Here is a 26,388-nt window from a genome sequence, read left to right as displayed (position 1 = left end):
AAAGCCGTCTGCCATCGAAAAAGCGGCAGGCGTGTCGCTGTTTGGCCAGTCCGCGCCGTTGATCGTGATTGTCTTAGCGCTTGAAACCACACCAGAATGGTGTTTGGCTGATGAAACAAGGCGGGCAGAGAAACCGTAACTACGCTTCGCCAAAGAATCACAATGGGAGACTGCCAATGTCGCGTATGAACACCTTCGTCGCCGGTCTCGGCCTGGCGACTTTTCTGTCCACGAGCGCTGCACTTGCCGGCGATCCGGAGAGCTGCAAGGCGGTGCGCCTTTCCGATGTCGGCTGGACCGACATCCAGGCAACCACCGGCGTCGCTTCGGTGCTGCTCACCGCGCTCGGCTACGAGCCGCAGACAATCCAGCTGTCGGTGCCGGTGACCATGGCGTCGCTGAAAAACAAGGATCTCGACGTCTTCCTCGGCAACTGGATGCCGTCGATGACCAACGACATCAAGGACTACACCGCCGATGGTTCGGTCGAGACGATCGGCACCAACCTGACCGGCGCCGGCTACGGCATCGTCGTACCGACCTATGTCGCGGAGGCCGGCGTCAAGTCGCTGACCGACATCGGCAAGTTCAAGGACAAGTTCAACGGCAAGATATATGGCATCGAGGCGGGCAATGACGGCAACCGCATCATCCTCGACATGATCAAGAATCCGAAGGACAATCTCGAAGGCTTCGAGCTGGTCGAGTCCTCGGAAGCCGGCATGCTGACGCAGGCCGAGCAGTCGATCAAGAACAATGAGTGGATCGCGTTTCTCGGCTGGACGCCGCATCCGGTGATGGGCGCCATGAAGCTCACCTATCTCGACGGCATGGGCGACAGCGGCTTCGGCGCCGCCACCGTCTACACCAATGTGCGCAAGGGCTACACCACCGAATGCCCGAATGCCGGCAAGTTCATCGCCAACCTGAAGTTCAACCTGGACATGGAAGGCGAGATGATGGACGCGATCCTGAAGGGCGGCGACGCCAACACGGTCGCAGCCGACTGGCTGAAGAAGCACCCTGACGCGGTTGCGCCGTGGATTGCCGGCGTCACCACCTTCGATGGCGGCGATGCGGCAGCGGCGGTCAAGACCGCGCTCGGAAGCTGAGCCGACTAATTCGGCCAAGCCGAACCAGGAAGGGCAGCCAATCTAGAAAAGGCTGCCCTTTTTCATATCCTGTGAGAAGATGACCTAATGAGAGCGGAGGCCGGAAGCAGGCGGTCTCTCGCATGAGAGGGGCGATATGGATCCGATTTCGAAATTCATGGTCGATCACAAGATACCGATCGGCGCCTGGGGAAAGGCGTTCTTCGGTTTCCTCACCGACAATTTCGACACCGTGTTCAGGGCCTTCTCGAATGGCCTCAATTTCCTGCTCGACGGGCTGGTTGGCATCCTTTTGATGGTGCCGCCGGTGCTGCTGGCGCTGATCATCGCCATCATCGCCTGGCTGCTGCAGCGCTCGCGCCCGCTGGCCATAGGCGTCTTTCTCGGCCTGATCTTCATCATCAACCAGAACCTCTGGAAGCAGACGGTGCAGACGCTGGTGCTGGTCGTGGCCGCCGCCGCCATGGCGATGGCCATCGGCGTGCCGCTCGGCATCTGGGCCGCGCACAAGCCGAAGGTCTACCGCATCATGCTGCCGGTGCTCGACCTGATGCAAACGCTGCCGACCTTCGTCTACCTGATCCCGGTTCTGACCCTGTTCGGTCTCGGCAACGCGCCCGGCCTCATCGTCACCATCATCTTTGTCATCCCGACCGCGGTCCGGCTCACCCATCTCGGCGTCGTCTCGGTGCCGAAGTCGATCATCGAGGCCGGCGAGGCGTTCGGCGCCACCAAGCAGCAGCTGCTGTGGAAGGTCGAGCTGCCCTCGGCCTTGCCGACCATCATGGCCGGGCTGACGCAATCGATCATGCTGTCGCTGTCGATGGTGGTGTTTGCAGCACTGATCGGCGCCGGCGGCCTCGGCACTGAAATCAACCGCGCGCTCGGCTCGCGCCGCATCGATCTCGGGCTCGAGGCGGGCCTGGCGATTGTCGTACTCGCCATCGTGCTCGACCGGATGACGCGTATCGGCGTTGGAGGCAAGAAATGACCGTCGCCGTCGATTTCAAAAATGTCGATATCGTCTTCGGCTCCGACCAGGCCGGTTCGCTGGCTCTGATCGACGGCGGCGCCACGCGCGCCGAAATCCTTGAAAAGACCGGCAATGTGCTGGGTTGCGCCGGCGCCAGCCTGACCGTGCATGAGGGCGAAATCTCGGTGCTGATGGGCCTGTCCGGCTCCGGCAAGTCGACGCTGCTGCGGGCGGTCAACCGGCTCAACGTGGTGTCGCGCGGCCAGGTGCTGGTCAAGGACGGCGACAATATCGTCGATGTCGTGACCTGCGATCAGGCGACGCTGCGGCGGCTGCGGCAGAAGCAGGTGGCGATGGTGTTCCAGCAGTTCGGCCTGCTGCCTTGGCGTACGGTGGAGGAGAATGTCGGCCTCGGCCTCGAACTCGCCGGCGTGCCGGAGCAAGAGCGCAAGGAGCGCGTGCAACGCCAGCTGAAACTGGTCAATCTCGACCAGTGGTCGAAGAAATACGCGCATGAGCTGTCCGGCGGCATGCAGCAGCGCGTCGGCCTGGCCCGTGCCTTCGCCACCGAGGCGCCGATCCTGCTGATGGACGAGCCGTTCTCGGCGCTCGATCCGCTGATCCGCACCAAGCTGCAGGACGAATTGCTGCAGCTGCAGGCGGAGCTGAAGAAGACCATCATCTTCGTCAGCCATGATCTGGAAGAGGCGCTGAAGATCGGCACCCACATCACCATCATGGAGGGCGGTCGCATCGTGCAGACCGGGGCGCCGGAAGACATCGTGCTCAAGCCCGCCAATGACTATGTCCGCGACTTCATCGCCAATGTGAATCCGTTGTCGGTGCTGACCGCCTGGAACGTCATGCGCGACAGCCGCGACCTCGAGCACGGCGATAATGGCTGGGTGTGGCTCGACCGGCGCAAGACGACGCGTTTCAAGATCGACGAGCACGGGCTGGTGGCGGCGGCGGAACGCGACGGCAAACCGGCGGTATGGGTGTCGTGCGCCGATGTCGAGGCGCAGCCGGAGGAGACGGCGCAAGTGTTCTGGGCCAACCCCGGGACCTCGCTGAAGACGGTGATGCTGGCCATGCACCGCTCGCAGACGGCACCCGTGGCGCTGTTCGACGACCAGTCGCGCTTTGTCGGCGCGATCGGGATACGCGATGTGCTGAGCGCGGTGTTGCGGCGCTAGATCATGATGAGATTTGGTTGAAATCTCATCATGATCTAACCCTTTGTTGGAGCATGATCTTTTCCAAAAACCGGTACCCACTTTTTTGGGATCATGCTCTAAGCCAGCCCGATGCGCGTGGCGCCGAGCTTGAACAGGGCTGTGGCATCCCGGTCGAAGCGGAAGGTGTCGATGAAGTCGTCGGCTCGGTAATCCGGAAGCGTCTTGCGGATGGCGGCGGCGAAGTTTTTCGCCTCGTCCAGCCGCCCAGCCAACGCCAGGCAGTGGGCGGCGATCGACAGGATGATGACATGTGCGTTGGGGCGGGCGGCCGCCTTCAGCGCCCATTCGGCCGCCTCGTCGAACTGGCCGAGGCGGACATGCGCCATGGCGCGTGCGCCCAGCATGCCGAACAGCATCGGGTCGAACGGCGACAGATGGCGCGAATGATCCGACGATCCGATCGCCGCGTGCGGGTCGCCCGACTGCGAATGCACGAAGGACAGCGCATAGTGGCCAAGCGCGAAGTTCGGGCTGAGGTCGACGGCTCTTTGCAGTTCTAGCACGGACGCATCACCCTCGCCGCGCAGCCACAGCGCCCGGCCCATCGCCCAGTGCGCGGCGGGATTATGATCGTCGACCAAAACGCTCTGGCCGGCCGCCTCAAAGGCAAGCGCGCTGTCCTGGTCGCGGTCGCCCCAGCGCTGGAAGGCGCTCTGCCAATGGGTGAAGGACAGGCCGGCATAGGCGCGGGTAAAGGTCGGATCCTGCTGCAGTGCGATGCCGAAGAAATGCCTGGCCTGCTCGTTTTCGCTGCGGGTGAAGCGATACATATGCCAGAGTCCTCGATGGTAGGCCTCCCAGGCATTGAGCGAATTGGGCGCCTTCAGCATGGCGCGGTTGCGCTCGACCATCTCTATCTCGGATGAGATGAAGGCCACGATGCTGTTGCCGATATCGTCGAGGACAATGAAGATGTCCTCGGGCTTGCGCTCGAAGGTCTCGGCCCAGACGATCCTGGCCGTGCGCACCTCGACAAGCTCGACGGTGACGATCAGGCGGCCGGTCAGGCTGCGCACCGTGCCGGTGGCGACATAGTCGACATCCAGCCTGCGGCCGGCATCTTCCGGCGCGATGTTCTTTTCTGCCAGCGCAAAGACCGAGCCCCGGGCGATTACAAAGAAGTCCCTGAGCTTGGCGAGGCGGGTAATGATGTCGTGGGTCAAGCCGTCGGCCAGCCCACCACAAACGCCGCCGGCATCTTCGGCAAATGGCATCACGGCAAGCGAAGCTTTGTGGGGCGCCGCGGCTTCGGTGGGGGCACGCGCGATCGGGCTGTGGCCCGCCACCGGCGCTACCGCAGGCTGTGCCGGCAAAGTCGCGCAGTGACGTTCCGCGCGAATGGCAAGCCACGCCTGGCGCACAGGGCCAAAATCCAGCTCTTCCGATTGGAAGAGCGATGCTGCTGCGGCAAGATGGTCCTCGCAGGCACCGAACTGGCCGCGCCGCGCCAGCCTCACCAGGAGTGCGACATGGGCGCTGCTGTCGAACGGGGTCAATTCCAGCCATTTTTCGAGATGGGCGGAGACGTCTTCGGAATCGGCCGGCAGCGTCTTGACCAGATGTTCCAGTATAGCAGCTTGGCAGGAACCGAAACGGCGGCGCTGCGCGGTCAGCCAGCTGTTGAAGAGAGGGCTGCGGTCGATCTCCAGCCCTTCGAGGAAGTCGCCGACGAACAGGTCGGAGAGCAACTGCAGTCGCGTCGGCTCGAGCGTTTCGATGCCTGCGGCAGCCGCCGCCGCGACATCCAGAACGTCGACTGAGATGCCGTCGAGATCGAGCGCGATCGTATCGCCCGATGTTTCGATCCTGCGGCGGCCCGGTTCGTCGAGCGCGGCCCGCAGCTTGCTCAGGCACCAGCGCAGCTCACCCCTGGGATCATTTGGAACATCCCACAGCAACTCGCAGAGCTTGCCACGTCCGACCGGATGGGGCGCCAGCGCCAGATAGGCCAGCAGCGCGCGCAGCTTGCGCGATGCCGGCAAGACCACCGGGACGCCGTCGCGCGCAATCGTCGGCGGCCCAAACAGGCGCACGACAACACCTTGATGGCTGCTCGCCAGGCTCGATTCCACGCCAGATACCACGCCTGCTCCCACGCTGACCTGCCGGCCCCTGCTTTACCACCGAGCACGACAAAGTGCACCCGGCTCGCAAAATTTGTGCGCCGAATGTGGTGTTTACCACACTGCCGCACGTCAAGGACCTGTAGTGCGGCAAGGTGTCGAAATCTCGCCGCCCAAACCGCCGGTGTGTAACCGGCCCGTGAGCAAGAACCAGGAGTTTACCCATGTTGCATCAGCAGAAAATCAGAACCACGGCAGGCCGCGGCCGCCTTTTCGACAGCATTCTCGATACGGTCGGCGACACGCCGGTCATCCGCGTCAACAATCTCGGCCCGGCGCATGCGACCATCTACGTCAAGGCCGAGTTCTTCAATCCGGCTGCGTCGGTGAAGGACCGGCTGGCGCTCAACATCATCGAGGAAGGTGAACGCACCGGCGCGCTCGAGCCGGGACAGACCATCGTCGAGGCGACCAGCGGCAACACGGGCATCGGTCTTGCCATGGTCTGTGCGCAGAAGGGCTACAAGCTGGTGGTGACGATGGCCGACAGTTTCTCGGTCGAGCGCCGCAAGCTGATGCGGATGCTGGGCGCCAAGGTGGTGCTGACGCCGCGCGCCGAGAAAGGCTTCGGCATGTACAAGAAGGCGGTGGAACTGGCCGAAGCCAATGGCTGGTTCCTGGCCCGCCAGTTCGAGACCAATGCCAACGCCGACATCCATGAAGCAACCACGGGACGCGAGATCGTCAACGATTTCGCCGGCTCGCGGCTCGACTATTTCGTCACCGGCTACGGCACCGGCGGCACCGTCGCCGGCGTGGCGCGGGTGCTGCGCCGCGAGCGGCCTGAGACTCGGATCGTGCTCACCGAACCGGTTAATGCGCAGCTTGTCGGCAGCGGCAAGCCGCAGATGCGTGGCGCCGGCGGAGCGCCGGCCGCCAGCCATCCGGCTTTCGAACCGCACCCGATCCAGGGTTGGACGCCGGATTTCATTCCCAGCGTCCTGCAGGAGGCCATCGATGGCAACTTCTATGACGAGGTGATGCCGATCGCCGGGCCGGAGGGCATGAAATGGGCCAAGGCGCTGGCGCAGCAGGAAGGCATCTTCACCGGCATTTCCGGCGGTTCGGCTTTTGCCGTGGCGCGCCAGATCGCCGGCACAGCGCCGGCCGGATCGGTGATCCTGTGCATGCTTCCCGATACCGGTGAACGCTACATGACCACGCCTTTGTTCGACGGCATCGAGGCCGAGATGAATGCGGAAGAGCTTGCTCTCTCGCGCTCGACGCCCGGTTGCCAGTTCCCGGCATGATGACGCGGGAGCAAATTGCATGGACGCGATGCCTGGACACTCGGCTACCAGTACCGAGGAAACGCTTGACCCCTCGGACTGGGCCGATGTGCAAAGCCTGTCGCATCGGATCGTTGACGATGCCGTCGCTTACCTGCGCGATGTCAGGCAACGGCCGGTGTGGCAGGAGATGCCTGGAGATGTGAGGGATTTCTTCACCGCCTCGCTGCCGCAATCGCCGACCGCGCTTGCCGACATCTATGGCGATGTCGTGGACAAGGTGATGCCCTATCCGATGGGCAACATCCATCCGCGCTTCTGGTCCTGGTATATGGGGTCGAGCAATTTTACCGGCGCGATCGGCGATTTCCTGGCGGCAATCCAGGGCTCCAATCTCGGCGGCGGCAACCATGCCGCCGCCCTGATGGACGGCCAGGTGGTCGACTGGTGCAAGCAGATGATGGGCATGCCGGCTTCGGCCAGCGGCACGCTGGTCAGCGGCGGCTCGATGGCCAACATCATCGGGCTCACCGTGGCGCGCAACACCAAGGCCGGCATCGGCGTGCGCGAGCACGGCGTTGGAGCAATCGAAAAGCCTTTGCGTTTCTATGGCTCGGACCAGGTCCATTCCTGTCACCGCAAGGGGATGGAAGCGCTCGGTCTCGGCAACAAGGCGCTGCGCCGCATTGCCAGCGACGCCGGCCTGCGCATCGACATTGAAGGTTTGAGGACTGCGATATCGGAAGATCGCGCGGCCGGGTTCAAGCCGGCCTGCATCATCGGCAACGCCGGCACTGTCAACACCGGCGCCATCGACGATCTGCAGGCGCTGGCCAAGCTGGCGCATGAGGAGGACCTCTGGTTCCATGTCGACGGCTGCATCGGCGCGCTGATCGCGATCGCGCCTGAGAATGCCCATCGCGTCGCCGGCATCGAATGGGCCGATTCCGTCGCGCTCGATCCGCACAAATGGCTGCATGCGCCTTTCGAGGCAGGCTGCGCGCTGGTGCGGGATGCCTCGGCGCATCGCAAGACCTTCGCGGTGACGCCGGAATATCTGGAATCGACACCGCGCGGGTTGGCCTCCGGCCAATGGCTGCACGACTATGGCCTGCAGACGACACGTGGCTTCAAGGCACTCAAAGTGTGGATGGCGCTGCGGGAACACGGCGTCGAAAAATTCGGCCGCCTGATCGACCAGAACATTGCGCAGGGGCAGTATCTCTCAGGGCTGATCGCGGCCGAACCAGCGCTCGAACTGACGGCGCCGACCAGCATCAACATCGTCTGCTTCCGCTATCGCGCGGATGGTCTCGATGGCGAGCGCGCGAAAGCGCTCAACACCGAGATCATGCTGAGGCTGCAGGAAGACGGAACCGCCGCCATTTCCGATACCACGGTGCAAGGCCGGCATTGCCTCAGGGTGGCGATCAACAACCACCGGACCCGGCGCGAGGATCTCGACCTTCTCGTCGCCGAAACGGTCCGCCTGGGCAACGAGATAGCGGCTGCACAAGCGTAGGCCTCAAGTTCCGGTACCAAGGTAGACTAGGGGCGGGAGGGCCTCGCGTCTTGATCAGCCATAGGGCTGGGCTCAACGCTCCCGCTGGATCGTGGATGCTCTTGGCTTGCCGTACTTCGTGCTCACTTCAAAAGAAACCTTGTCGGAAATTCGGAGATAAGGTTTTCCAGGGAATTCCAGTGTTCTAAAATAATATTCTATCTGTTTTTCTCCTCCTCTAATAAATCCAAACCCCTTCTCTATATCAACTGCGATAACGGTACCAATATGTCGGTGCTTTCTAGCTGTTTTAACCCGGATAGGTCTTCCGACGTTGAGGGCTTTGCTCAGTCCATAAAATATTTCATATTCCATACCGGTGCGCACTTTAGGTGCCATGTTGGCAAGTGTCCGTTCTCTAAAGCACCATCTGATAAAAATCTCGGAGCCTTGCTTCTTGTCAATGTCACGTTCCTTATAACATATGACATTCTGGTCATAAAGAAACTGAAGGAATACGGTATCATTCTCAAAAATTTGGGGCAGCCTCTTCCCAGAGGCGGCGCACTGCTCAATAAATTCATTAAAAGCCGCGACGTATTCGTCATATGTAAACTTACTTTTACCCCTCAAATGCAGAAAAAACTCTAAAAAAGTGTCGTATTCATCTTGAGAATAATAAAATAGAAGCTGATCCCGAATCTCTCCCAAAAGATATTCTGCATGTGCGTCGCGAAATGAAGAGTCGTTAAAATCATCGGCTGAGACGTATTCGGATGCCAATTCCTTCTTTTTTAGAATTTCTTGAATTGCAGCAATCATGCTGTTGATATCGCGAGGTCTATAATAACTAAATCGGAGAAATGATAAAAATGAATTCACTCCTTTCTCGCCAGAGATCGAGTCTGCCTTAACGTTTTCCGCGAAAAATGGAAAGTAATGATCCCATGCCTGCCCCAACTTAGTCGGAGGTTCGTCCTGCTGTATTGATAGAAGCCTGTCCGCTACTTTAAACATCAGAGAGCTTCTGTAGTCTTTATACGTCGTCATCCAGTTTAGAAATACCGAGTTATCTCTTAGCTTGGTGTTTATATTGTGAAGGCCTGTTCTCAAAAATATATCGGGTCTAGCCAGCAGAACAACTCTTATTCTTCCTTTTGTATCTTTAATGTTAGCGAGGAAATCATTGTTTATAGACCATACCGCCTCTGTTAATCCCCTGACGCACTCAAAGTAATCAGTGTAAGCGATGTCGGCTGGCCGTACGTCAATACCATCTATAAATATTATGATATTATTATCTAATTTTACTGCGCTTAACGCGGACTCGAAGGCTTTCCTTATCTGAAGAAGGTTCGTTTGAAATACGGAGCTTGAGTCCGTTGCCTGATGCCCTCCCTTTGAAGAAAAACCCGCCTCTATGTTGGAATACTTCGCTAGAAGCGACGACGCTACCTCCCCGGACTCGACAAATGTGAGCATTTTGACGATCTCAGGTGCAAATGCGTTTTCATAGAACGCATCAATTGCCTTCTTAAGGGAGCCTAGCTTGGTAAATCTCTGTAGAAACTCGGGAGTTCCTGAGTGTGATATGACGCTTGTTGCGCTGGCCATCAGGAGTATTGTTCTCCATACCTCCGTGTATTGGCTCAGAGGTAGGTTACCTTGGCGTTTTATCTCGATAAACTTTTGATACTCGGTCTGTCTGACGTCAAAAGTCGACACCTTATTGTTCTTGTAAATTGTATTAGCTAAATATGTAGCGTACGCAGTTTTCCCCGTACCTTTCTCTCCAATGATATAGTATGTATTCGGGTTTATAATTTTATCTAAAAAATCATCTCCTACAAAGTACCTAGAAAGCAAAGCCTTGTTTTCTCTGCGGCGGTAGTTTTCAGCATTGCTGAATCCGACATTTAAGTCAACAAAAGGCTTGTATCTAGTCATTTATTAAACCCCTTTCATAAAGAATATTGTTGAAATTAAATTTAACGTTTTGACTTCATACAGTACGAAGAATCGAAATGAGATTATAGAGCTTCTGTATTAAGCACTTAGTCCGCCCGGGACTTTCATACACGATGCTGAGCCTAAGAAAGCTCGACCCTGGTCAGATTGACTCGTCACCCTCCTGCAGATTGCATCAATTCCCGATAAATCGCAAATTCACTCGCGAAGAAGGGGCCTGTTTGATATCATTGGGGAGAGTCAGGGCAGATCATCGCCCATAGAAAACGTCGCGCCGGGCAGATAAAGCGAGATCGGCCGGATTTCGTAGACTGCCGAGGGATTCACGCGGCGCAAGTCGCGCGCGGCCGCAATCGCCGCCTCCTGCGTGGCGCAGTCGAGGACATAAAGACCCAGCAATTGTTCCTTGGTCTCGGCAAACGGCCCGTCGATGACGATGCCTTCGCCCGGACCGCGCAGCGTCACGGCGTCGGCGGTCGCGCCCAGTCTTGCCGCCGGCCCGAGCTTGCCTTCGCGGGTCAGCCTGGCGTTGACTTCGAGCAGGTCGTGCATCAGCGCCGCATCCTGCTGCGGCGTCAGGGACTGGATGGTCTGTTCGACGTGATAGGCCAGGATGGCGTAAAACATGCGGCGATCTCCTCCTGTTCGAGCGGCTGCACTATTGCAAGGTTGGGTTGGCTGATCCACCCCCGGTGCCCAGCGAGACGCTAGTCTGCTGCCTTATGCCGCCAGCGGCAGGCTGAGCTCCGTCAGCAGGCCGCCGTGGGGATGGTTGGACAGGTTGACATCGCCGCCAGCGGCACGCGCAATGTTGCGGGCAATGGTCAGGCCGAGGCCGAGGCCGCCGGTCTGGCGGTTGCGCGATTGCTCCAGCCGCACGAAGGAACCGAACACCTGATCGAGCTGCGCCTGCGGTATGCCCGGCCCCTCGTCGCGGATAACCAGCGTGACCGTGCCGTCCGACTGCCGCAGGCTGACATGGGCTTTCTTGCCGTAGGTCACGGCATTCTGGACCAGATTGTTGACGCAGCGCTTGAGCGCCACCGGCCGCGCCATGCAGATCATGCCGCGGGGCCTTGCACCGTCATGGTCGAACGAGACGTCCTCGAAACTGTCCGCGATCGATTCAACCAGCGACCAGAAATCGATCCGCTCGCTCTTCTCCTCGGTGACTTCGAAGGTGGCGAAGTCGATGACGGAGCTGGCGATGCTCTCGATGTCGGCGAGGTCGTGGGCCAGCGCCTCGCGCGCCGTCGATCTGCGCAGCAGTTCGAGGCGCAGCCGCATGCGGGTCAGCGGCGTGCGCAGATCGTGGGCGAGGGCGGCGGCCAAATGTTCGCGATCCTCGACATAGTCGCGCAGCCGGACCTGCATGGCGTTGACGGCCTTGGCAGCGGCGCGGATTTCGCGGCTGCCGGTCTCGGCGATCGGGGGGCTCTTCAGGTCCGTGCCGATCCGGTTGACCGCCGTTTCCATCATCCGGTAGGGCGCCGTCAGCCGGCGCAGCGACCAGATCGACATGATCACCACCAGGGCCGCGATCAGCGAATAGAGCGGCAGGCTGTCGAAGCTCAATATCGGTCCGACCGGCGTGTTGGGCTCGGTGAAATTCAGCCATTGGCCGTCGGCGAAGCGGACAGATGCCGTCAGCTTGTCGCTCTGGGCGAAGCTGGCCGCCAGCGATAACAGGTCACGCTCCACCGCGCCGACATCCTTGGTCACGGCCACACCGCCAGGCGCGTTGGCTGCCTCGGTTGCCGGATCGCGCCGGACGCGGGCGTCGGTGATGCCGAATTTCGACAGCCGCCCGACCAGAATGTCCTCGAGCTCGGCCAGTTCGTCGTCGCCGGCGATCGACGAGGTGACCGCGGGCGTGTCCGAAACGGTGAGCGCATAGGTGGCGTTGAACAGACCGGAGGCCGTCAGCTTGCGCTGCTCCGGCGTGTCGTCATGCATCAGCTGCACCAGCGAATAGGCGCGGTCGTTAAGCCGGTAGAGATCGACCTCGTCATTGGCGACGGCGCGATCGCGCGAGACGATATAGAGCGTAGCGACCTGGCTGATCAGCAGGCCGGCAATGACGATGAGCAAAACCCAGACCGGCAGGGTTTGCGGCAGGAACCGTCTCATTCGGAGGTGGTCTCGGGCAGGAACTGGTAGCCGCCGCTGCGCACGGTCAGGATCAGTTTCGGCGTCTTGGGGTCGTCTTCCATCTTGCGCCTGAGACGGCTGACCAGGATGTCGATGCTGCGGTCGAAGGAATAGTCGCTGTCACCGCCGGAAAGCTCGATGAGCTGGTCACGGGTGAGGACGCGCTGCGCGCTTTTGACGAAGGTCTGCAACAGGTTGAACTCCGCCATCGTCAGTTCGACCCTGACGTCGCCCGGCGCCATCAGCCGGCGGCGCGAGCAGTCCATCGTCCAGCCGGCGAAATGATAGATCTGCTTGGTGGTGGCCCGCTTCGGCTCGGCAGCACCATTGCGCCTCAAAACGGCGCGGATACGGGCCAGCAGCTCGCGCGGATCGAAGGGTTTGGGCACATAGTCGTCGGCGCCCATTTCCAGGCCGACGACGCGGTCGGTGGTCTCGGTCACCGCCGTCAGCATGATGATCGGCGTCGAGTAGCTGGCGCGCAGGTCGCGGCAGAGCTCCAGCCCGCTCTTTCCTGGCAGCATCACATCAAGCACGATCAGGTCTACCTGCGTGCGGCGCAGTATGTCTTCCATCTCGACGCCGTCGGCGGCAACCGTGGTGCGCAGGCCGCGCTTCTGGAAGAATTCCTGAAGCAGGTCGCGAATGCCCTTGTCGTCGTCGACGATCAGTATGTGCGCATCGGATTTCACGGCGATCCTGTCATTGCTGGCGGCCGGTCGGCGGCTGCCTTCTGAGTCTGCTTCTGTGGCGTCACCCACACGATAGAATTCTGGCCACATGTTGGCCAGCGGCGATGATCGCCCGCAAAGCCGATTTGCCAGAAACAATCCAGAAACAAAATTCTATAGTCCGGAAAAACTCCCGAAAAAAATCAAGGGCATAAAGGGTGCCGTGGCGGTCAGGACATCGGCTGCGACGCGAAGTCTCCGGAGTAACGGACATTACCGATGCACAGGTTCACGATCAGCTTGATGGGTGCGCTGCTCAGCATTCCGCTCGTCACAGCCGCGATCGGAGCCACAACCGCAAAGGTGACGCCGATCACAAGGAGCGAGCGCTGCATCGATCTCAATCGCCAGGTAGACGAAGCCCTCGAAACCCATGCCGCGGCAACGCAGGTCACCGCGGCGAAAGCACTGCAAAGAAAGGGAAACCGGTTCTGCGCCAACAAGAAACAGGCACAGGGTATCCGGATGCTCGCGAACGCTTTGAAGCTGCTTGGAGTGACACCGATCGACCCGGTTCAGTGACACTCGAAACTCGACCCGCACAAAGAAGGAAATGAAGCCATGAAAAAGTCCATCCTCTCCGCCACCGGTCTCGCCGTCGCTCTCGCTTTCGCAATGCCGGCTCTGGGCAATGCCGCTGCCACCACGACCGCTGCTCCGGCTGCTTCCACGACCACCGCTCCGGCGACCACGACCGCCAAGCCCCCGGTGAAGAAGGTCGTCGCCAAGAAGCCCGTCAAGAAGCACAAGAAGGCGAAGAAGGTCGTCAAGACGGACGCCCCGAAGGCCTGATCCAGACAGCCAACAGGCTTGTCTGTAACAAGGCCGCTCCAGCACCCCCCGGCTGGAGCGGCCTTGTCGTGTGAGAGCATGATTACCCGTTGATGGGTGCCGGCCACCCAGGACTTTAACCCGTTTGCAATGCCGGTCCGGTAGGACAGCCCGCATGAAGAAGCGGCTTTCATCCATTCTGCGCTCGATGGCCATCGGCGGCCTTGTGGCCTCGGCCATGGTCAGGGTGCTGATCCAGTTCACCGCCAGCCCGGTGCCCGATCCGGTGAGCGGGCGCACGGAGCCGTCGCTGTTTGCACCGGCAATCTCCAGCAGCTGGCAATACATCACACCATGGCAAAGCCTGCTGCTGACCGTGATCACCGGCGCGGCGCTGGCCTGCTTCTTCGGCTGGCTCGCGGTCGCCTGGGTCGAATACAAGGCGGCCGGATCAAGGCCCGATGCGGCATCCAGCGCACGGCAATTCCAGGCTCGTCGCGTCGCCGACCGCCAGGGCCGTTGAACCGCAGCGCACAGTTCCTAAATTTGTGAACGGCAGCACTTCCGGGAAGCCGGTTTGGCGCGCCGATCAAAATGGACGACGGCTTTCCCCCATGACAAAGTGAGAGCGACCCCTCGCGCGATACCGGTTCCCGATGCCTGAAATCAGCTCCAAACCCCGGACCAAGACCAAGCCGCAGACCGAGCGGCCGAAGCTCTACAAGGTCATCCTCATCAATGACGATTTTACGCCGCGCGAATTCGTGGTGACGGTGCTGAAGGGCGAGTTCAAGCTCAGCGAAGACCAGGCGAACCGGGTGATGATCACCGCGCACCGGCTCGGCGTTTGCGTCGTTGCCGTCTTCACCAGGGATGTCGCCGAGACCAAGGCGACACGGGCCGTCGACGCGGCCAAGGCCAAGGGGTACCCGCTGCTGTTTACGACGGAGCCGGAGGAGTAGGTTGAGCGTCTTTCTCCCCGTATAGTGACGGAGAAGGGATCCTTACCTTCCCTCTCTGTACCACATCGCGCCCATGGCCAGCAGCAGCAGGCAAAGGCCGAGGAAGCCGCCGAACAGGGGTACGCGCGAGACGGCTTTGAGCACGCTGTCGTCGGTGCTGCGCAGGCCGATCCAGTCTGCGCCCGAGGCCGCACCGGAGGCGCGGACCGGGACGATGGAGGGCAGGGCGACGCTGCCGGTGAGCTGGCCAAGGGTGGAGGAGGCCGCCAGCCGGCGCACGCTGCCGCCGGTGGCCTCAGTCGGAGCCTTCAAGCGGTCCTCGGTAGAGACGACGTCGGAGAATTCCGGCGCGTTGACCGGGCCGACATGGGCGAGTGCGGTCAGGTCACCATTGCCGATCTGGTAGAGGCCGATCTCCTTGGTCTCGATGCTGCCCAGGAAAACGCCGGGTTCGGACTTCTCCAGCTTGACGATCAGCGCCTTGCCCGAAGGGGTGATCACCTGCGCCGGGCCGGGATCGTCGCTCATCGTCTGGCGGCGGATTTCCAGCATCATGCCGCGGCCGTCGGCGGTCAGCCGCTCTTCCTCGAGTTCAGGTTCCTTCATCAGCCAGTGGGCGATGCGGCGGTAAAGCTGGACATGCGGCCCGCCACCCTCGAAGCCGCGCGCCCATAGCCAGCCCTGATCGGACAGAAGCATGCCGACGCGGCCTTCGCCCTTATGATCGAGCAGAAGCAGCGGGCGGTTGTCGGCGCCCTTCATCACCACTTCGCCTTCGGGGTTCTGCACGCCGATGGTGCGGAACCAGCGGCTCCAGCGCGGCGGCTCGGTCGCCGAGCCGTCGAGGCCGCGCGTCACCGGATGGCGCTGGCCGAGATCGGTGAGGCGCGGATAGAAGGCCTTGTCGATGACTTCGCCGGTCGGCATTGCCGGCAGCGACGACATTAGCGGGGTGCGGGCAATCGAGGAGTCGCCGGCATATTCCGGCCCGGCGGCGATCAGCAGCGCGCCGCCCTTTTCGACGTATTCGGAGATGTAGTCGTAATAGAGGATCGGCAGCACGTCGCGGTGCTGGTAGCGGTCGAATATGATGAGATCGAAATCCTTGATCTTCTCGACGAACAACTCGCGGGTCGGGAAGGCGATCAGCGACAGTTCGTTGATCGGCGTGCCGTCCTGCTTTTCCGGCGGCCGCAAAATGGTGAAATGGACGAGATCGACCGAGGCGTCGGATTTCAGCAGATTGCGCCACGTGCGCTCGCCGGCATGCGGTTCGCCGGAAACCAAAAGCACGCGCAAGTTCTCGCGGATGCCGTCGATCAGCGCGATGGCGCGGTTGTTGGCGTCGGTCAGTTCGCCCGGCTCGCGGTCGATGGAGAGTTCAACGATGTTCCGGCCGGCGCCGGGGATGGTCACCTGCAGCGGCATCGCCTGGCCGATGGTCGCCTCTTCGACCGCGACCTGCTCGCCATTGACCGAGACGCGGACATCGACCGGGCCGGTTTCGCCGTCGGTGGCGATGACGCGGTAGGTCATGTCGAGCGGCTTGCCGACGAGGCCGAAGCGCGGCGCGTTCTCGAAGCGGATGCGGCGGTCCTTCTCGTGCTCGTTGCCGGTGATCAGCGCGTGCAGCGGCGCATTGAAGTCGGGGGCGGCCGGTGCGTCATGCACCTCGCCATCGGTGATCATGATGGCGCCACCGATGCGCGAGGGCGGCACGTCGCGGAAGGCGCCTTCAAGCGCTGCAAAAAGCTTGGTCTCGGTGCGCTCGTCGGCGGCTTCCGACTTGCCGGCCTCGACGACGCGGACGTCGAACTGCTTGAAGCGGCCAAGGCGCTGCTGCAAACCGGCAAGCGCTTCGTCGGTCTGTTTGGTCCGGTCGCCGATATCCTGGCTCTGGCTGCGGTCGACGATGACGGCAACGACGCTCTTCAGCGCCTCGCGCTCCTCATCGAGGAAGACCGGATTGAGGAGTGCTGCGCCCAGCGCAATCAGCGCCGCGAAGCGGAAGATCGCGCCGCGCTGGCGAAACCACAAGCCGACAGCCGCCAGCACCAGCAGCGGTGCGAGCACCAAAGCCAGCAAGGGCCAGGACAGCAGCGGTTCGAAGGAAATCGACCAGTTCATAGGCTTACTGCCCCAGCCGTTCGAGCAGGATCGGCACGTGCACCTGGTCGGATTTGTAGTTGCCGGTCAGCATGTACATCATGATGTTGACGCCGGCGCGCAGCGCATAGATGCGCTGCATCGGATCCGATGGCACGGTCGGCAAAAGCGGGTCACCATTCTCGTCGACGGCCCAGGCGCCGGCAAAATCATTGGCGGTGATCAGGATCGGCGAGACGCCGTCGCCGACGCGTACCGGCCGATTCTCGGCATTGCTGGCCTCGAGCGAGGCTTCCACCCAGAGCGGGCTGCCGGAGAAGCGGCCGGGAAATTCGGGCAGGATGAAGAAGGATTTGGTCAGCACATGGTCGGCGGGCACCGGCTCCAGCGGCGGCACGTTGAGATTGCCGAGAATGTCGCGCAACCGTTCCGTCGCCGGGCTCGCCGAATCCGCACCGATGCCGTTGGCGAACTGGTCGCGCGTGTCGAACAGCACCGTGCCGCCCTGCTGCATATAGGCGTCGATGCGGGCGATCGCGGCTTGACTCGGCATCGGCGCGGAGGGATCGATCGGCCAGTAGATCAGCGGATAGAAGGAAAGCTCGTCCTTCGAGATATCGACGCCCGCCGGCGCGCCCGGCTCGAGCGCGGTCTTCTCGATCAGGAAGCGGGTCAAGCCTTCGAGCCCTGCGCGGCTGATCGAATCGTCACCGGGCACACCGGTCAGCACATAGGCGATGCGGGTCTTGGCAATGTCCTCGATAGCGGCGGCATCGCCGGGCTTGGCGTCGTCGGCGCGGGCGAGGTCGGCATGGCCAAACAGCATGCCGAGGCCAAGCAGCAGCGCAGCCGTCGTTGCCGCGGCCGATCGGGCGCGGCGCGGTCGGCGCGACATCAGCCCGCCCATCCAGAACACCGCCAGCGTGTCGAGCAGCATAAGCACAAGTGCCGCTGTGACCAGCGATCCCTTGAGGTCGCGCGATTCATCGAAAGCGTACTGGATATTGGTCACCGGCACTGTGAATTGCGGGCGCACCAGCGGCGCGAAGGCGGTGGCCGGGTCGAGCAGATTGTGGGCGAAAACGCCGGTTTCCGAGCCATAGAGGCCGGGCGGGTTCTCGAACGTCACCGGCAGCGAGCCGGCGCCAGGGACCAGCGGTCGTGCGTCCGGCGTCGGCGGCACCAAAGTGCCGTCGGCGGCTATCATGCGATAAGGCGCCAGCGACGTAGCAGCGGCTTCGGCGTTGGCAACCGCCGCACCCTGGTTGCGCGACAGCTGCACGATGCGCCGCAGCATCTCGACGAAGCTGCCGGAGATCGGCAGCGTCGACCATGTCGCTTCCGGGGTGATATGGAACAGCACCAGCGTGCCCTTGCCCTTCTTCAACCCGGTCACCAGCGGGGTGCCATCGGCAAGGGTTGCCCAGGTGCGCTCGACGATGTCCGGCGTCGGTTCGGCCAACACCTGCCGGCTCACCGTGACTTCGGCCGGCGGTGCGAGGTCGGCGAACGGGCCGTTCTTCGGGAATTCGGTCACCGCTTGCGGCGTCGTCCATGACAGCGCGCCGCCAAGCGAGCGCTCGCCGGTGCGCAGCCTGACCGGCAACAGATCATCGTCATTGCCGGCGGCGGCCAGCCGCGAACCGGCAAAGCGCACCAGCGTGCCGCCATTGTCGACCCAGTCGACCAGCCGCTGATGGACCTGCGGCGGAATGGTACCGATATCGGCCATGACGATCATCGCCGGCTTCTGGTCGAGAAGCTGCGGGATGGCGTCGGCGAGATCGACGCTCGACGGTTCGACCAGATCGGCGAAAGGCTGCAGCGCGCGCCTGATGTAATAGAGCGGCGACAGAAGCGGCTGCGCCTGGTCGGCCTCGGCCTGCGATAAAAGTCCGACGCGGCGGCGCTTGGAGCTTTCGTCGAGCACGCGCACCGCACCTGCCTGGCGTTCGCCGTCGAGCGCGATCGAGGCGAAGTCGTTGCGCAGTTCGAACGGCACCGCCATCGTGCCGGTGGCAGTAGTCTCACCCGGCGCGAAGGTCAGCGTCGCGTCGGCGATGCGGCGGCCCTTATCGTCGAAGGCGCCGGCGGTGACTTGTGCCGGCGCCGGATCGCCGGGCGCGCGGATGGCGGTCAGGGCGAAGCCGTCGACCTGATTTTCGGCGCCAGTGAGCCCAGTCAGCGCCAGCCGGTCGGAATTGGCCCAGACGACACGGGCGGCGTTTTTCGACAGCAGTGTGTTGAAGGCGGCCTCGTCGCCCTTTGCCGCAAGGCCGTCGGCGAGAACGGCAACGCTGGCGCCGGGCAAGGTTTCCAGCACGCCGGCGACGCGGGCATAGACAGCGGGTCGGTCGGTCGGGATCGGCCTCGGCTTGGCGGCGCGCAGCCGGTCGAGGGCAGCCGCCGCATCGAAGGGGCCGATCTCGGCGTTCGGCTTTTCGGCGGTGAAGGCGATGACGACCGGTACGCCGTTCGAACCGGCATCGGCGATCAGCCGCTGGGCGGTGGCGACGCGCTTGCCCCAGTCGGCGGCACTCGCCCAGTCATTGTCGATGACGAGCGCCAGGGCGGCGCCCTCGGCCGGCAATTTTTCGCGCGGATTGAAAACGGGTTCGGCTAATGCCGCGACGACAAGGGCTGCCATCAACAGCCGCAGCAGCGTCAGCCACCACGGGCTCTGCTGCGGCGTTTCCTCGCGCTTCAGCACGCGAGCGAGGATCTTCAGCGGCGGAAACATTTCGGACTGCGGCTTGGGCGGTGTGAGCCTGAGCAGCCACCAGATCACCGGCAGCGCCAGCAGGCCCCACAACACCATGGGAGCGCCAAAGGAGAGCGGCAGCCAGCTCATGCGCCGGCCCTTCCCACGAATGCGCCATCGGCGGTCATCGCCATGTGGATGCGCACCAGCGCCTCGGAAGCGAGGCGGTCGGTGTGGTTGACGGTATAGCTCCAGCCGAGGCGCTTGCACCAGCTGGCCAGCTCCTGGCGGCGGGCGGTGTAGAGCAGGCGATATTCGTCGCCGAGCATTTCGGCGCGGCCGGCGGTCAGCTTGTCGCCGGTCTCGGGATCGGTGAATTCGGTGCGGCCGGCATAGGGAAAGGTCTCCTCCGCCGGATCGGCAACCTCGATCAGATGCGCACGCACGCCATGCCGCGCCAGCACATCGAGCCATTCCATGGTCTCCTCGACCGGGTCGAGGAAATCGCTGACGACGACGATGTCGCAGAAGCGGCGGATGGCGGACAGGTCAGGCTTTGCCGGCGGGTCGGCGGCGTGCATCAATTGCGCCGCGATGCGCTCGGCGCCGTTGCGGGCGGTGAACGGATCGGTCAGGCCGGGCCAGGCGATGCGCTCGCCGCTGCGAGATAGTAATTCGGCCATGGCCAGTGCCAGCACCAGCGCGCGCGATTCCTTGGAAACGCTGGCGCCAGTCGATTTGTAGAGCATGGAGGGCGATGGGTCGGCCCAAAGCCACACCGTGTGGGCTGCTTCCCATTCGCGGTCGCGCACATAGGTGTGGTCGTCCCGGGCCGAACGGCGCCAGTCGATGCGCGAGGAATCGCCTTCGACATAGGGGCGGAACTGCCAGAAATTCTCGCCGATGCCGCGCTTGCGGCGGCCATGCCAGCCGGCAATTACCGTATTGACGATACGGCGTGCCTCGACCAGCAGGTCCGGCACCAGCGAAGCCCGCAACCGGCCCCTGGCGAGCGCGTCGCGCGTCGCTGCCGGTGCCTGGACTTCGCCGATACGCGCCATCAGATTCCTTTGGCCAGTTTCGCTACCACGTCGCGCACGGTCGTGCCCTCGGCGCGGGCGGCAAAGGTCAGCGCCATGCGGTGCTGCAGCACCGGTTCGGCCAGCGCGCGGATGTCGTCCACCGACGGCGCCAGCCGCCCGTCATAAAGCGCGCGCGCACGGGCGCACAGCGTCAGCGCCTGGCTGGCGCGCGGGCCGGGACCCCAGGCGACATGCTTGTCGGTCTCGGCATTGCCCTGGCCGGGACGCGCCGAACGCACCAGTTTGAGGATGGCGTCGACGACGCTTTCGGGCACCGGCATACGGCGGATCAGCGTCTGGATTTCCCTCAGCCGCGCCGGCTGCAGGACGTTTTGCGCCTTGGCGTCCTCGATGCCGGTGGTTTCGAGCAGAATGCGCCGCTCGGCCTCGATTTCGGGATAAAGGATGTCGACCTGCATCAGGAAGCGGTCGAGCTGCGCTTCGGGCAGGGGATAGGTGCCTTCCTGCTCCAGCGGGTTTTGCGTCGCCAGTACATGGAAGGGTGCGGGCAGGTCGTGGCGAATGCCGGCGATGGTGACGTGATATTCCTGCATCGCCTGCAGCAGCGCCGACTGGGTGCGCGGCGAGGCGCGGTTGATCTCGTCGGCCATCAGCAATTGCGCGAAGATCGGGCCGGAGATGAAGCGGAAGGAGCGCTTGCCGGCCTCGTCCTGTTCCATCACCTCTGAGCCGAGAATGTCCGACGGCATCAGGTCGGGTGTGAACTGGATGCGGCGCGAATCGAGGCCGAGCACGACACCGAGCGTTTCGACCAGCTTGGTCTTGGCAAGGCCGGGCACGCCGACCAGCAGCGCATGGCCGCCGGCAAGCAGCGCCACCAGCGTGCGCTCGACCACCACTTCCTGGCCGAAAATGACGCGGCCGACGCCGTCGCGCACCCTGGAAATATCGGCCAGCGCCGTCTCGGCCTGGGCGATCATGTCCTTTTCGCTGATTGGGCTTTCCTTGACCATTACGCTCATGCCGCATCGATCCTTGTGCTGAAAGTACCGGCTTGCACTGTAGTGCCTTAGAATGCCGCGATTCGGCTTCGCCTGGCGCCTACGAATGAATTTAAATCACAGACTTAGGCTGACAAGCGGAACAACAGTGACTATTTCGTGACCATGACGGAACGCTCCGAACATCGCGAACACAGCCTTGCTGCCGCAACCGAGGCGCGCGGTCTCGAAGCGTTGATCTCGCGTGCGGCTCGCGCCGGCAAGGGCGCGGCGCCGGTGGAGCGCTGGAATCCCGACTTTTGCGGCGATCTCGACATGGAGATCAAACAAGACGGAACGTGGTTCTATCTCGGCACGCCGATCGGCCGCATGCCGCTGGTGCAGCTGTTTTCCAGCGTGCTGCGCAAGGACGAGGATGGCAGGACCTATCTGGTGACGCCGGTCGAACGGGTCGGCATCCGCGTCGTGGACGCGCCTTTCATCGCGGTTGAAATGGATGTTTCCGGCGCCGGCGCCGAGCAGACCATCACTTTCCGCACCAATGTCGGCGATGTCGTCGAGGCCGGACCTGGCCATCCGCTGCGCTTCGTCGACGAGAACGAGACCGGCGGCCTGAAGCCCTATGTGCTGGTGCGCGGGAGGCTGGAAGCGCTGGTGGCGCGGCCGGTGATGTACGAACTGGTCGAGCATGGCGAGGAGATCGATATCGGCGGCAAGACGATGTTTGCCGTGCGCTCGAAAGGCGAAATCTATCCGATCATGCCGGCGGAAAAACTGAAGCGGCTGAGCGCATGATGGATCAGGTGAGGCCGCCGCCGTTTTCCACAGCGGATTTTCGCGCGCGGGTCGCGGCGCAAGCTGAAGCCCATGCCGGCGACGATTATGGCGATCATCGCTTCAACCCCGGCCATCCACGGTTGACGCAGCTCAAAGCGCTGCGCGACGCCGCAGTGCTGATCCCGGTCGTCGATCATGGACGCGATGCGACCGTGCTTTTGACCAAGCGGGCGGAAAAACTGCGCAGCCATTCGGGGCAGGTGGCTTTTCCCGGCGGCACCATTGATCCCACCGATGCGACCCCGGAAGCAGCGGCCTTGCGCGAAACCTTCGAGGAGATCGGGCTCGGCCAGGACCGCATCGAGATCATCGGCCGCATGCCCGATTATGTCGCCGGCAGCGGCTATCGCATCGCGCCGGTGCTGGCGATCGTCGAGCCCGGTTTTACGCTGTCGCTCAATTCCGACGAGGTCGACGCCGCCTTCGAAGTGCCGCTTTCGTTCCTGATGGATCCGGCCAACCACACCAGGGACAGCCGCATGTGGAACGACCTGGAATGGTTCTTCTACGATATGCCCTATGGCGGCCAGCGCATCTGGGGCGTCACTGCCGGCATCATCCGCACGCTCTATGAAAGGCTCTATGCTTGAGTGATCCGATATCGCTGGCGGGCAGAGCCGACTGGCTGGGTGAAAAGCATCTCCAGCGGCTGCTTGCCGTGCTGGCGCAGGGCGGCGAGGAAGCCCGCATCGCGGGCGGCGCGGTGCGCAATGCGCTGATTGGGCAGCCGGTCGCCGATATCGACGTTGCTACCACTTGCCTGCCCGAGGAAACCGTTCGCCGCGCCGAGGCGGCGGGCTTCAAGGCAGTGCCGACCGGCATCGAGCACGGCACGATCACGGTGATTGCCGGCGGCGCGCCCTATGAGGTCACCACGCTGCGCGCCGACATCGAGACCGATGGCCGCCGCGCCAAAGTGTCGTTCGGCCGCGACTGGAAGGCCGACGCCGAACGGCGCGATTTCACCATCAACGCGCTCTATGCGGAGGCTGACGGGACGGTGGTCGACCTGGTCGGCGGCGTCGGCGATATCGAGGCACGAAGGCTGCGCTTCATTGGCGATGCCGAGCAGCGGATCCGCGAAGACTATCTGCGCATCCTGCGTTTCTTCCGCTTTTTCGCCTGGTATGGCGAGGGTCGGCCCGATGCCGAGGGATTGAAGGCCTGCGCCCGGCTCAAGGACGGTCTCGCCCATCTCTCGGCCGAACGCATCTGGTCCGAGCTGAAGAAGTTGTTATCGGCCCCAGATCCGTCGCGCGCCTTGCTGTGGATGCGCCAGGCCGGCGTGCTCACCAGCGCCCTGCCGGAAAGCGAGAAATGGGGCATCGATGCCATTCATGGGCTGACCAAGACAGAAAAGGATCTGGGCTGGGCGCCGGACCCGCTGCTCAGGCTGGAGGCGATCGTGCCGCCCGATGCGGCGAGGATGAAGACACTGGCCGAGCGGCTGAAACTTTCGACCACTGAGGCGGAGCGCCTGCGCCACTGGGCGCTGACGGCTGCCGTCGAGCCCAAGACAAGCGAAGCGGAACTGGCCAAGAAACTCTATTCCGGCGAGCGCCAGGGTTTTCTCGATCGCCTGCGGCTGTCGCTGGCGTCGGCGCGAGCGCGGGCTCTCGAGGACAATGACGCGCTGGTTCAGGCCGGCGGGTTTTCGCGCCTGCTCGCTTTTGCGCTGAAATGGGAAAAACCGGTGTTCCCAGTCAAGGGCGGCGATCTGACGGCGCTTGGCGCGTCGCCGGGGCCAATACTCGGTGCGATCCTGAAAAACCTGGAAAAGGAATGGATCGGGTCCGGCTTTGCGCTCGATCGCGACGCGCTGCTGGAGCGCGCCGCGGAAGCCTTGAAGGCCAGATAGGACTGCTCAGGCCGCGTCGCGAACTTTCTCGATGCGCGAGCGGATCGCCTCGATCATCGTCTCGCGAATGACCGTTTCGCCATGTGTCTCGCGCATATGGTCGACGGCGCGGCGCATGACCTCGGCTTCCTCACCGGCACGCGTGTGCCACTCACAGCCGGGAACCAGCGAGCCGCAATGGAATTCCTTCATGGGATTTTCTCCTTTCCTCCTTGGAGCCTGTGCCTCTCATGGGCACACGAAGCTCCGCCATCTCTGTTCCGCGCCCTGTCACAGCAGTCGGTTTCGGGGGCACGCACGGGGGAGCTAGCATAACACGGTTCGACCATTTTGGTTGCCGTGGTGCGAAAAAGGCGGAGCAGCGCTGCTCCGCCCCTCTTGTCAGGCTAAGCCAAAGGCGAGACCGTTCGGTCTTGTCCCGGTCACTTCACGATCTTGACGGACTCGGCAACCTTGTTCTTGCCGCTCATGTCCCAGGAAACGCGGACCTTTTCGCCGGCCTTCAGGCCAGGATCCTTGAAGGTCTTGGGCAGCGTAAAGGTCGATCCATCGTCCAGAACGAGGCTCATGGCCGTGCCATCATAGGTCTTGACCGTGCCCGTGGTGTGCTTGACCGCGGCAGAGGCAATCGAGCCGGAAGCGAGAAGGGCAGCGGCGGCTGCCGAAACAATGAGCTTTCGCATGTAATACTCCTGGAAATGCGGGCATCCGTTTGGAAAATGCTCCGCCTTGTTCAGGGCCGTCCGGTAGCGTCGTGTCGCGGTTCGGGACTGAACCGCCGGCGCTTCCCGGCCCGAAACGACAAATAGTCGTTTTATTTCAATCGCCTATTAGACGAAAAAGATAATGGCGATGCCACATTGGCTGCCCAGATTCGGCGAATGGGACGTCAATGCGGCTCACGTTTCGCTCACCGATTTTTTACGGCCACCTGACCTCCGGCGGCAGGCTGGACAGGATCGAAGCGACATTGCCGCCGGTCTTCAGGCCGAAGATGGTGCCGCGATCGTGAAGAAGGTTGAATTCGACGTAACGGCCGCGGCGAATGAGCTGCTCGTCGCGGTCGTCGTCGGTCCAGTTCTCGTTGAAATGGGCGCGAACCAGGTGTCCGTAGACGACAAGGAAAGAACGCCCGACATCCTGGACGAAGTTCAAATCGGCATTCCAGCCGCCTTTCTCCTCCCCCGAATGCAGCCAGTCGAAAAAGATGCCGCCGACGCCGCGCGGCTCGTGGCGGTGCGGCAGATAGAAATACTCGTCGCACCAGGCCTTGAATTTGGGGTGGTCGGCGATCGCAGCGTTCTTCTCGCAGGCGAACTGCATGGCTCGATGGAAGGCGACCGTGTCGGGGTGATCTTCCGTGCGGTTGCGGTCGAGCACCGGCGTCAGATCGGCGCCGCCGCCAAACCAGTGGCGCGACGTCACGACCATGCGGGTGTTCATGTGCACGGCCGGCACGTTGGGGTTCCAGGGATGCGCGATCAACGAAATGCCTGATGCCCAGAAGCTCGGGTCTTCCTCGGCGCCGGGCATCTGCTTCCTGAATTCGGGCGAGAATTCGCCATAGACGGTCGAAGTATGGACGCCGACCTTCTCGAAGACGCGGCCGCGCATCATCGCCATGGCGCCGCCGCCGCCCTTTCCATTGTCGCGTTCCCACGGCGTCTTCTCGAAGCTGCCGGGCGACCATTCGGCCAGTGGTCCCTGCAGTTCCTGTTCGATCTGCTCGAAGGTTGTGCAAATGCGCTCGCGCAGCGTCTCGAACCAGAGCCTGGCCTTCATTTTCTTCTGTTCGATGTCGGGTGGCAGGCCTGCCGGTATTTCTGGTCGTTCCAAAATGCTGTCTCCGGTCGCGGCCGACAAAGGACCTAGTGGAGTGAATTTGACATTTGCACACAGCGTGGCGCAGGGCACGATGCAAATGTCAAATTCGAAAACTCCACCAGAAACATAAACTTGCTAGTGGTCCTTGTGATTCCAACATTCGCAACGGCGCCTGGGGATTAGGGAGGCGAATGTTGGAATCGGACCACTAGCCTTTTCCGGGCGCGATCCCTAATCTCTTAGGGGCAAGGGTCAAGTG

At 62.4% G+C, this 26,388-nt stretch carries 24 protein-coding genes; 12 read left to right on the top strand and 12 right to left on the bottom strand.

Going from position 1 to position 26,388, the window contains the following annotated elements; all coding sequences use genetic code 11:
* Positions 1-176 precede the first annotated feature (176 nt).
* The 3 genes from NLY36_RS08510 to choV all read left to right on the top strand — a co-directional run bounded on the left by NLY36_RS08510 (position 177) and on the right by choV (position 3,281).
* Positions 177-1,112: a choline ABC transporter substrate-binding protein gene (locus NLY36_RS08510; protein ID WP_023686157.1), complete on the top strand. Its 936-nt coding sequence runs from the start codon at positions 177-179 to the stop codon at positions 1,110-1,112.
* 136 nt (positions 1,113-1,248) lie between these two features.
* Positions 1,249-2,103 carry a choline ABC transporter permease subunit gene (gene choW, locus NLY36_RS08505; RefSeq protein ID WP_023669995.1) on the top strand — a complete coding sequence of 285 codons (855 nt, stop codon included), beginning with the start codon at positions 1,249-1,251 and terminating at the stop codon, positions 2,101-2,103.
* Positions 2,100-3,281 carry a choline ABC transporter ATP-binding protein gene (gene choV / locus NLY36_RS08500; RefSeq protein WP_023669996.1) on the top strand — a complete coding sequence of 394 codons (1,182 nt, stop codon included), beginning with the start codon at positions 2,100-2,102 and terminating at the stop codon, positions 3,279-3,281. The genes choW and choV overlap by 4 nt, the downstream gene beginning before the upstream one ends.
* Positions 3,282-3,379: 98 nt before the next feature.
* Here choV and NLY36_RS08495 read toward each other — a convergent pair whose 3' ends face one another.
* Entirely contained in the window at positions 3,380-5,407 is a 2,028-nt protein-coding gene (locus NLY36_RS08495; RefSeq protein ID WP_050588536.1) for a transcriptional regulator, read from the bottom strand.
* A 203-nt stretch (positions 5,408-5,610) separates the two neighbouring features.
* Between NLY36_RS08495 and NLY36_RS08490 the strand changes: the two genes are divergently transcribed.
* Positions 5,611-6,696 (top strand): PLP-dependent cysteine synthase family protein, encoded by a 1,086-nt coding sequence (locus NLY36_RS08490; RefSeq protein ID WP_023734984.1) that lies wholly within the window; start codon positions 5,611-5,613, stop codon positions 6,694-6,696.
* A gap of 19 nt (positions 6,697-6,715) precedes the next feature.
* Positions 6,716-8,197 carry a pyridoxal phosphate-dependent decarboxylase family protein gene (locus tag NLY36_RS08485; protein ID WP_023734983.1) on the top strand — a complete coding sequence of 494 codons (1,482 nt, stop codon included), beginning with the start codon at positions 6,716-6,718 and terminating at the stop codon, positions 8,195-8,197.
* 72 nt (positions 8,198-8,269) lie between these two features.
* On the opposite strand, the gene NLY36_RS08480 is transcribed toward NLY36_RS08485, so the two are convergent.
* The 4 genes from NLY36_RS08480 to NLY36_RS08465 all read right to left on the bottom strand — a co-directional run bounded on the left by NLY36_RS08480 (position 8,270) and on the right by NLY36_RS08465 (position 12,987).
* Positions 8,270-10,123: a cold shock domain-containing protein gene (locus tag NLY36_RS08480; RefSeq protein WP_023734982.1), complete on the bottom strand. Its 1,854-nt coding sequence runs from the start codon at positions 10,121-10,123 to the stop codon at positions 8,270-8,272.
* Between the two features lie 261 nt (positions 10,124-10,384).
* Entirely contained in the window at positions 10,385-10,771 is a 387-nt protein-coding gene (locus NLY36_RS08475; protein WP_023734981.1) for a YciI family protein, read from the bottom strand.
* A 93-nt stretch (positions 10,772-10,864) separates the two neighbouring features.
* Positions 10,865-12,274 carry an ATP-binding protein gene (locus NLY36_RS08470; protein WP_023734980.1) on the bottom strand — a complete coding sequence of 470 codons (1,410 nt, stop codon included), beginning with the start codon at positions 12,272-12,274 and terminating at the stop codon, positions 10,865-10,867.
* Positions 12,271-12,987: a response regulator gene (locus NLY36_RS08465; RefSeq protein ID WP_023670002.1), complete on the bottom strand. Its 717-nt coding sequence runs from the start codon at positions 12,985-12,987 to the stop codon at positions 12,271-12,273. The genes NLY36_RS08470 and NLY36_RS08465 overlap by 4 nt, the downstream gene beginning before the upstream one ends.
* Positions 12,988-13,245: 258 nt before the next feature.
* Between NLY36_RS08465 and NLY36_RS08460 the strand changes: the two genes are divergently transcribed.
* From NLY36_RS08460 to clpS, 4 genes are all read left to right on the top strand, one after another.
* On the top strand, positions 13,246-13,548 hold the full coding sequence (locus NLY36_RS08460) for a hypothetical protein (protein ID WP_023705925.1): 303 nt from the start codon (positions 13,246-13,248) through the stop codon (positions 13,546-13,548).
* Between the two features lie 39 nt (positions 13,549-13,587).
* Positions 13,588-13,818 carry a hypothetical protein gene (locus NLY36_RS08455; RefSeq protein ID WP_023670004.1) on the top strand — a complete coding sequence of 77 codons (231 nt, stop codon included), beginning with the start codon at positions 13,588-13,590 and terminating at the stop codon, positions 13,816-13,818.
* Between the two features lie 154 nt (positions 13,819-13,972).
* Positions 13,973-14,320, top strand: a complete 348-nt coding sequence (locus tag NLY36_RS08450; protein ID WP_023705924.1) for a hypothetical protein — start codon at positions 13,973-13,975, stop codon at positions 14,318-14,320.
* A gap of 133 nt (positions 14,321-14,453) precedes the next feature.
* Positions 14,454-14,759: an ATP-dependent Clp protease adapter ClpS gene (gene clpS / locus NLY36_RS08445; RefSeq protein WP_023734979.1), complete on the top strand. Its 306-nt coding sequence runs from the start codon at positions 14,454-14,456 to the stop codon at positions 14,757-14,759.
* Positions 14,760-14,801: 42 nt separating this feature from the next.
* Here clpS and NLY36_RS08440 read toward each other — a convergent pair whose 3' ends face one another.
* The 4 genes from NLY36_RS08440 to NLY36_RS08425 are packed head-to-tail and all read right to left on the bottom strand — an operon-like array spanning position 14,802 to position 21,631.
* Complete coding sequence (locus NLY36_RS08440) at positions 14,802-16,886, bottom strand: membrane protein (protein WP_023754937.1); 2,085 nt, start codon at positions 16,884-16,886, stop codon at positions 14,802-14,804.
* Positions 16,887-16,890: 4 nt separating this feature from the next.
* A complete protein-coding gene (locus tag NLY36_RS08435; RefSeq protein WP_023734978.1) occupies positions 16,891-19,716 on the bottom strand; it encodes a DUF4159 domain-containing protein in 2,826 nt (941 codons plus the stop codon).
* Positions 19,713-20,627, bottom strand: coding sequence for a DUF58 domain-containing protein (locus NLY36_RS08430; protein WP_023701554.1), 915 nt, complete (start codon positions 20,625-20,627; stop codon positions 19,713-19,715). The genes NLY36_RS08435 and NLY36_RS08430 overlap by 4 nt, the downstream gene beginning before the upstream one ends.
* Positions 20,627-21,631 (bottom strand): AAA family ATPase, encoded by a 1,005-nt coding sequence (locus NLY36_RS08425; protein ID WP_023670009.1) that lies wholly within the window; start codon positions 21,629-21,631, stop codon positions 20,627-20,629. Before NLY36_RS08425 ends, NLY36_RS08430 begins: the two co-directional genes overlap by 1 nt.
* A 144-nt stretch (positions 21,632-21,775) precedes the next feature.
* On the opposite strand from NLY36_RS08425, the gene NLY36_RS08420 reads away from it, so the two are divergent.
* The 3 genes from NLY36_RS08420 to NLY36_RS08410 are packed head-to-tail and all read left to right on the top strand — an operon-like array spanning position 21,776 to position 24,305.
* Entirely contained in the window at positions 21,776-22,405 is a 630-nt protein-coding gene (locus NLY36_RS08420) for a DUF1285 domain-containing protein (RefSeq protein ID WP_023670010.1), read from the top strand.
* Entirely contained in the window at positions 22,405-23,037 is a 633-nt protein-coding gene (locus NLY36_RS08415; protein WP_023724971.1) for a CoA pyrophosphatase, read from the top strand. The genes NLY36_RS08420 and NLY36_RS08415 overlap by 1 nt, the downstream gene beginning before the upstream one ends.
* A complete protein-coding gene (locus NLY36_RS08410) occupies positions 23,034-24,305 on the top strand; it encodes a CCA tRNA nucleotidyltransferase (RefSeq protein ID WP_031203840.1) in 1,272 nt (423 codons plus the stop codon). The genes NLY36_RS08415 and NLY36_RS08410 overlap by 4 nt, the downstream gene beginning before the upstream one ends.
* A 6-nt stretch (positions 24,306-24,311) precedes the next feature.
* Here the strand turns inward: NLY36_RS08410 and NLY36_RS08405 are convergent, their stop codons facing one another.
* The 3 genes from NLY36_RS08405 to hemF all read right to left on the bottom strand — a co-directional run bounded on the left by NLY36_RS08405 (position 24,312) and on the right by hemF (position 26,141).
* A complete protein-coding gene (locus tag NLY36_RS08405; RefSeq protein ID WP_023670013.1) occupies positions 24,312-24,497 on the bottom strand; it encodes a DUF1059 domain-containing protein in 186 nt (61 codons plus the stop codon).
* 230 nt (positions 24,498-24,727) lie between these two features.
* Complete coding sequence (locus NLY36_RS08400; protein ID WP_023705918.1) at positions 24,728-24,988, bottom strand: DUF1344 domain-containing protein; 261 nt, start codon at positions 24,986-24,988, stop codon at positions 24,728-24,730.
* A 238-nt stretch (positions 24,989-25,226) separates the two neighbouring features.
* Positions 25,227-26,141: an oxygen-dependent coproporphyrinogen oxidase gene (gene hemF, locus NLY36_RS08395; RefSeq protein ID WP_023695814.1), complete on the bottom strand. Its 915-nt coding sequence runs from the start codon at positions 26,139-26,141 to the stop codon at positions 25,227-25,229.
* Positions 26,142-26,388 lie beyond the last annotated feature (247 nt).

The organism is Mesorhizobium sp. C399B, from assembly GCF_030323185.1.
Classification (GTDB): Bacteria; Pseudomonadota; Alphaproteobacteria; order Rhizobiales; family Rhizobiaceae; genus Mesorhizobium.
This window is presented reverse-complemented; position numbering and strand designations above follow the sequence as displayed.